Below are 6,859 nucleotides of genomic sequence, written 5' to 3' on the forward strand. Positions count from 1 at the left end.
TGCCGAAGGCTGCGATCTTTTGATTTTGCTTTTTAGAGGTCAAGATCAAAAGATCGCAGCCTGCGGCAGCTCCTACCGGGGATTGCGCGTCTACACTCAGTTGCACCAATGGAGCTAGCGGCAAAGGAGTGCGCCATGTCGCCTCGTTCGCGATTCAACAGCCCGGCCCGGCAGCGCGGGGCGATTGGCTTGATGGCGGCGGCCACCCTCAGTCTGGCGGTGGTGATGCTGTTGTTGGTGGTCGACACCGGCCGCCTGTACATGGAACAGCGCAAATTGCAGCGCGTGGTCGACAACGCCGCCCTCGAAGCCGTCAGCCGTGGCGGTAATTGCCTGCCGGGCCTGAGCGCCGCCAGTTATGCCGGGCAGAGCGCCGTGCGCAATGGCTACCTCGTCGATGCCAGCAACACCCTAGCCACCACATGCGGCACCTTGGTGACGGCCGCCACCGGCCTGCGCACGTTCGCAGTGGATGCCACGCAAGCGGCAGCGGTCAAAGTCGTCGCCAGTCGCACGGTGACCAGCAGTTTTGCCGGTGGCGTACAGGCCTTGTTCAGCGGCACACCGGTCAGTCTCAATACCACGCTCAATGCCTCGGCGGTGGCCGCCAAACCGCAGCCGACGGTGGCCCAGTTGAATATTCGCAGCACCCTGGCCAGCATCGATACGGCGCAGTCGAACATCCTCAATCCACTGTTTTCCGGATTATTGGGCGGTAACGTCAATCTCACGGCTCTGGGCTGGGATGGCCTGCTGAACACCGACATCAACTTGCTCAAATACCTTGATCAACTGGCGATCAATCTCAACGTCGCGGCCGGCAATTACACGCAGTTGCTCAACACCCAGGCGACCGTGACGCAACTGATTCAGGCGGCGGCGACGGTGGTGCAGCTCAATGGCGCGACCGCCCAGGTGATCACTGCACTGGGCCAATTGCAGGTCGCGGCAATCAATGCCGCGCCGGTCAAACTCGGCGACATCCTGCAACTGCAGACTGGCACCACGGCGGCAGGGCTGGACGCCAATCTGCAACTGCTGCAACTGATTCAGGGCGTGGTGCAACTGGCCAACAGCAAGAGTGCGGTGGCAGCGACATTGCCGATCAGCGTGCTCGGGCTGGCGAATGTCACGGTGCGGGTGAAAGTGATCGAACCGCCGCAGTTTTCTGCGATTGGCGATCCGGCGCGGGCCAAGGTCAACCCGACCGGGGCGGACCGGATTTATGTGCGTACGGCGCAGGTGCGCACATTGGTGTCAGTCAGTCTGCCGGTGCTCAGCGGCGTCACCGGGCTGACCAATGCCGTGCTGGGGCTGGTCGGTGGCTTGACCCCGACCCTCAATGCACTACTGAGTCTGAATCTGGTCAGTACGCTCAATTCAGTCCTGTGTCTGTTGGGCGCCGGTTGTGAGCAACTTGATCCACAATTGCTGCCATCACCGCAAATCGACATCAGTCTGGATGCCGGTGGCGCCAAGAGTTATGTCACCGATTACAGCTGTCCGACGGGCACCACCGGCACCAAGAGCCTGACCGCGCATACCATCACGTCCATCGCTGATTTGAAACTCGGCAAGATCGATCCGACCAATGCCTTCTCTTCGGCGGCCGAACCCACGGTGGCGCCCTTGGCGCTGATCGATCTGGGGATCGTCACCTGTCACAAAATCCTGCTGCTCGGCACCTGTGATCCTGCCACCCATGTCCCTTTCGGCGCGGGAGGCATCGGCATCATGCTCGACACCAGCGTCGCGCAAAACACTCAGGATCTGGTCTTCTCCAGCGCCACGCCATTCGCCACCCCGGCCAACCTCAAATTGCCCCCAAGCATTCAGTCAGCCGCACCCACCAACAACATCGTCGGCAGCCTGTCGAACACCCTCGCCGGCATCAACCTGATCGTCTACAAACCCCAGGGCAGCAATCCATTGGGTGCCGTTGTTACCGGCGTCGCCTCGTTGATCAGCGATGTCACCAGCAAGTTACTGCCAGTGGTGACCAATCTGGTCAGCCCGTTGCTCGACCCGCTGCTGAACAACCTGCTCAAAGGTCTGGGCATCAATCTGATGGACGTCGACGTCGGCGCCAACATGACCTGCGGCCAGACCGGCAAGGCCTATCTGGTGATCTAGGCGTCCACGGCAACCGGCAATTCGATGCAGAACCGTGCGCCCTCCACCGAGTTGCGCACGCTCAACCGGCCACCCATGTTGTCGATGATGCCGTAGCTCACAGACAATCCCAGACCGGTGCCGACGCCGATCGGTTTGGTGGTGAAAAACGGCTCGAAGATCCGCTCCAGCAAACGTGGATCGATACCGCCACCGTTGTCCTCGACCCACAACCGCACGCACTGTTCATCGCGTTCGGCATAGATTGAGATCCACGGTTTGAAGCTTGAGTCCTTCTCGCGTTTGCTCAGCAACGCATCCCGCGCGTTGACCATCAGATTGATCAACACCTGTTCAAGCTGATCGACGTAGCCGCGCACCTGGACCTCGAACCCGGTCTCGCTGATGCGCAAATCCACGCCTTTGCCGCGCATGCCCTCGGCCAGCAGCGACAGCGTGCCTTCAATGGCCGAGGCGGGGTTGAACAGTTGCTGCTCGATCTCCGAGCGCCGGCCGAATACGCGCATGTGATCGACCACTTTCGCCGCACGCTGCACCTGCGCGTCGATGCGGTTGAGTTTGTCGGTCAGGTAGTCGACCTGCACATCGCCGTTGCCCAGACGCTTGAGCACGTTGACGATGGCCATGCGCATGACGTTCAGCGGCTGATTGATTTCATGGGCCAGGCCGGTGGCCATTTCGCCAAGGGTGGCCATTTTCGCGCTTTGCGTGAGTTGCTGCTGCGAGCGGCGCACCTCGGTGTTGTCGCGGCCCACCGCTTGCACTTCGATCAATTGGCCGTGTTCATCGAATACACCGCGATCGGACCAGACCCACCAGGCGTGTTCGCGGCCGGGCAGTTGCAGGCTGATTTCTGCGGTGCTCACCGGCTGCTCCGCCGTCAGTGATCCGAGACGCTGGACGAATGCGGCGCGTTGTTCCTCGGACATCCAACTGCCCAGATCGACCCCTGGCAGTTGCTCCGGCGTGCATTCCAGATACCTCGCCAGCGGCCGGTTGCCAAAGGTCAGAATCAGGTCCGGGCGATAACGACAGATCATCGCTGGCGAGTCCTCCACCAGAATCCGATAGCGCTCTTCGCTCTTTTTCACCTGCTCGGCCGCCAGGGTCGCCTCGGTGACGTCCAGCCACAGACCGACTGCTTCCACGGGCAGGCCCAGGTCATTGCGCAGCAACTTGGCTTCATCGAGCAGCCAGTGATATTCACCGTGACGATCGCGCAGCCGATAACGCGCGCGCACTGAACCTTCGCGCAACAGCTGGCGACTGCGGGCGAAATACAGGTCACGGTCTTCGGGGTGGATCATTTCGACCAAGGCCCCGTCCCCGCAATCATCAAGGCTCCAGCCCAGCAACGGCTGCAGGCTGGCACTGAAGAACGCCGGAATCAGTGCACCTTCGTGGTACTGCTGGACGTAAATTACTGCGGGCGAACTGGCGATCAGATTGTCGAGCCGTGCATGTGCGGCAGCGGCTCGTTGGTGCTGGTTCTGAATGTCGCTGATATCGAGCATGAAACCGACCAACCGGCGGTACTCGCCGCTGCCAATCACTTGGCCCTGCACGCGATACCACAGGGGGGCCTGCGCGGGATCATCGCTGCTCAGACGCACCGAAAGCGTCAGGGCTTCGCCCTGTTGCTGCAAGGCTTGCAGACGGCTGCGCAGCTCTTCACGGTCGGCGGGATGGATTTGCCTCAGCCAGTCTTCCAGCGATAATCCGCCAGGGTTCACCTTCAGGGCTGCGGCCAGCGCAGGCGCCAATTGAATGTTGTTGTCGCCTGCAAGGATCTCCCACCAGCCGGTGCCCAGCAGGGTTTGCAGCGCTTCGATGCGTTCCAGTTGCAGGTGATGTTGCTGTTCACGCAAACGCCCCAGTAAAGGCCCGGCCAGTGCGCCGACCAGTGCGATCCAGTCGCGCTCGGTCAGGTACGGCGCGGCGCTGTCCACGGAGTAAAAACCGCAGAGCAGCCAAGCCACCACGCCGCGTTCATCGCTATACGGCACCGCGAAACCTTCGGCATTGCCGAACAGGACTTGCACCCGCGAGTGTTCGTCGAGGCCATGGTGTGCGCCGACACGCTGTGGCGCGACACCGTTCAGGCTGTCCAGCGGCGTGCCCAGACGCTGCTGGTCATGCCACAGATTCGGCGCATCGTGAGCGCGATACTGGCGATAGATTTGCCAACCCTGTTGCTCGTCATCGAGCAAAGCCAGGGCCACACAAGGGATATGCCAACGCTGGGCGATCAGTTGCAATTGTTCGCTGACGATCACTGGCAAACGCAACTGGCTGCACGCGCGTAACTGTTCGCTGATCTGCCCGGCAATCAATTGGCAGGCATCCCGCTGACGCGATTGTTGACGTTCGAGCAGCAAGTCGGCGATATCGATCAACTGCATCAGCCAGCCTTCGCCCTGCGGCTGCACCCAGCCACGCAGGTGCACGGTCTGCTCGCCCAGACCGAAGAAGTCGAGATCAAGCAGCAGCCCCTGCCACTCCCTTGGTCGACCTTCGATGGCCAGTGTGCTGTGCGGCAGCAGGTAGGCGCTCAGCGGTAAAGGGTGTTCGTGAGGCTTGAACTGCGCCAGCAGATGCCGCAACGGCCCAGCCATTTGCAGCACGCCACCGTCATCGTTCAGGTACAGGTGCAAGCCTGTTGCGGGTGAGCCGAGAGGGTCGGGCAACTCATGGGCGGCGGGTGGTGTGCGTTTGAGCAAGCGCCCGAACAGTTTGTCCCCCGACGTCAAAATTGCAGACTCGATTTGGCGGTCAGATAGGTGGGCAGACTAGGCACTGTGCCAACGACCGGAAGCACCAGAAACGGCATGACCTGATTCAACTTGCTGACTGGATAATCCACTCGCACCGTCAGCAGGCCTGACGCGCTGTATTGGCTGCTGGTATCAACGCCGACCACCAGGTTGAAGACCGGCGGAATCCAGGACAATTGCTGGGTCAGCGTGGCATTCGCGGTGTTAAGCACGACCGTTGGATAGTCGGGCGTGTTGGGGTCGACCGCGACACTGCGGCGTACCGCTTCGGACGTGGCCTGATTGAACGATTGCATCATCACCAACGGCAGGCTGTAGCTGACCAGACCGTAGAACACGGCGAAAAAGATGATGAACACCAAGGCGAACTCGATCGCCACCGCACCTTTTTGCGACTTCCGAAAGCCGGTTTTCATGAGTGCGTCTACCCTGACTGTCACTGCGTAGTATCAGCATAGAATCATTCCGCAAAAATGGACGGTTTTTACCCGATGTACAGTTTTGTCCTCTTGATCTGGCTGGGGCTGTGCGCGGCGCAAGACGCCCGCCAGCGACGCATCGCCAATGGGCTGACCTTCGGCGTCGCCGCGCTGGCGCTGATCTGGCTGCTGTGGACCGGCAGCACTTGGCTGGGCGCTGATGCGGGGCAGGGCGGTTGGGCTTGCCTGATCGCTCTGGCGCTGACCCTTCCGGGTTTTTTCATGGGCCGGATGGGTGCCGGCGATGTGAAATTAATGACAGCTCTGGGCCTTGCGACGGACGGTCTGTTCATTCTTGGCGTGTTTATTGGCGCAGGGTTTGCCAGTGTGGTCTGGCTGCTGCTGGCGCCAAGAGTCTGGCTCCATATGAGTCAAGGGCTTAGAGATCGTCTGCGATATCTGGCGCCAGATAAGTCAAAAAAGCTGCCATTTGCACCGTTCGTGTTGGTGGGGGCCGTGTTTGTCATGCTTTGGATCCACTAGTCGCCAAGCGCCACTAGTCCTATGTACATAGTCGGAAAGTACGTCTACTTTCAAAGGAACTGGTTATACAGCCAAAGGCTGGCAGTACAGGAATGGTCAGCTTTGGCCTGGCACATGGAGTAGCACGTGAACAAGCTTACGTCTGCGGTAAAAGTCCTCGTGGTCGACGATCAGCCGTTGATTGTTGAGGAGCTGTGCGAGTTTCTTGAAAGTAGCGGTTATCGCTGTGTGCCGTGCGAATCGAGTCTGCAGGCGATCGAGCGTTTTACTGAGGACGCGGAAATCGGTCTGGTGCTGAGTGATCTGCACATGCCGGACATGGATGGCATTCAGTTGATTCAGGCGTTGCAGCGACTGGCGGGCAAGCATCGGGCTTTTGAGGCGATCATGCTCACCGGGCGTGCCGACAAGCAGGATGTGATCAAGGCGTTGCGTGCCGGGATTGCTGATTACTATCAGAAGCCGATTGATCTGGATGAATTGCTCGAAGGTGTGCGGCGACAGGAGGCGGCTCTGCAGGAACGGCAGAAGAATCTGCAACTGGGGCATTTGAATCAGAAGTTGCAGTATCTGTCTGAGTCGATTGATGACCTTTATCAGGATCTGGACAAGGTACGGCGTAGTCCTTCGTCGGTGGCTCGCGATGGATTGGGGGGTGAGTCTGCTGAGGCTGAGGCGCAGGAGATGCCGGCGATTTTCAATCAGTTGTCGCCGCGGCAATTGGATGTGGCGCGGTTGGTGGGCAAGGGGCAGACCAATTATCAGATTGCCTGTGAGTTGGGGATTACCGAGAACACGGTGAAGCTTTATGTTTCGCAGGTGTTGCGGTTGACGCATATGCATAATCGGACGCAGTTGGCTCTGGCTTTGTCGCCGAGTGCTTCTGCTGCGCGGCAGAGGGTTACGGCGCATTGACTTGGCGGCCTTTGGGCCGACCAGGTTCTTGGGGTTTGGTGTGTATATCCGTTTTTTTGGGTGTTGCGGCTGGCG

Annotated in this window: 5 protein-coding genes; 3 read left to right on the forward strand and 2 right to left on the reverse strand. The window is 59.9% G+C overall.

All coding sequences use genetic code 11. From position 1 onward, the window contains the following. Positions 1-135 precede the first annotated feature (135 nt). A complete protein-coding gene (locus PMI23_RS27090; protein ID WP_007914629.1) occupies positions 136-2,133 on the forward strand; it encodes a pilus assembly protein TadG-related protein in 1,998 nt (665 codons plus the stop codon). Here PMI23_RS27090 and PMI23_RS27095 read toward each other — a convergent pair. Further along, positions 2,130-4,883 carry a PAS domain-containing sensor histidine kinase gene (locus PMI23_RS27095; protein WP_007914630.1) on the reverse strand — a complete coding sequence of 918 codons (2,754 nt, stop codon included), beginning with the start codon at positions 4,881-4,883 and terminating at the stop codon, positions 2,130-2,132. The two genes, PMI23_RS27090 and PMI23_RS27095, sit on opposite strands and share 4 nt — an antisense overlap. After that, positions 4,880-5,323 (reverse strand): TadE/TadG family type IV pilus assembly protein, encoded by a 444-nt coding sequence (locus PMI23_RS27100; RefSeq protein ID WP_007914631.1) that lies wholly within the window; start codon positions 5,321-5,323, stop codon positions 4,880-4,882. The genes PMI23_RS27095 and PMI23_RS27100 overlap by 4 nt, the downstream gene beginning before the upstream one ends. A 75-nt stretch (positions 5,324-5,398) precedes the next feature. Here PMI23_RS27100 and PMI23_RS27105 point away from each other — a divergent pair, with 75 nt between their 5' ends. Together PMI23_RS27105 and PMI23_RS27110 are read left to right on the forward strand one after the other, a co-directional pair. After that, the gene (locus tag PMI23_RS27105; RefSeq protein ID WP_176472353.1) at positions 5,399-5,869 is read left to right on the forward strand and encodes an A24 family peptidase; all 471 of its coding nucleotides are present in this window, start codon (positions 5,399-5,401) and stop codon (positions 5,867-5,869) included. A 126-nt stretch (positions 5,870-5,995) separates the two neighbouring features. Further along, positions 5,996-6,784 carry a response regulator transcription factor gene (locus PMI23_RS27110; protein ID WP_007914633.1) on the forward strand — a complete coding sequence of 263 codons (789 nt, stop codon included), beginning with the start codon at positions 5,996-5,998 and terminating at the stop codon, positions 6,782-6,784. Positions 6,785-6,859 lie beyond the last annotated feature (75 nt).

Origin of the sequence: Pseudomonas sp. GM24 (genome assembly GCF_000282235.1) — a bacterium.
Classification (GTDB): Bacteria; Pseudomonadota; Gammaproteobacteria; order Pseudomonadales; family Pseudomonadaceae; genus Aquipseudomonas.

Coding starts and splice junctions, on each gene's coding strand:
- PMI23_RS27105 (WP_176472353.1), top strand. CDS start 5,399: ATGTACAGTTTTGTCCTCTTGATCTGGCTGGGGCTGTGCGCGGCGCAA.
- PMI23_RS27100 (WP_007914631.1), bottom strand. CDS start 5,323: ATGAAAACCGGCTTTCGGAAGTCGCAAAAAGGTGCGGTGGCGATCGAG.
- PMI23_RS27090 (WP_007914629.1), top strand. CDS start 136: ATGTCGCCTCGTTCGCGATTCAACAGCCCGGCCCGGCAGCGCGGGGCG.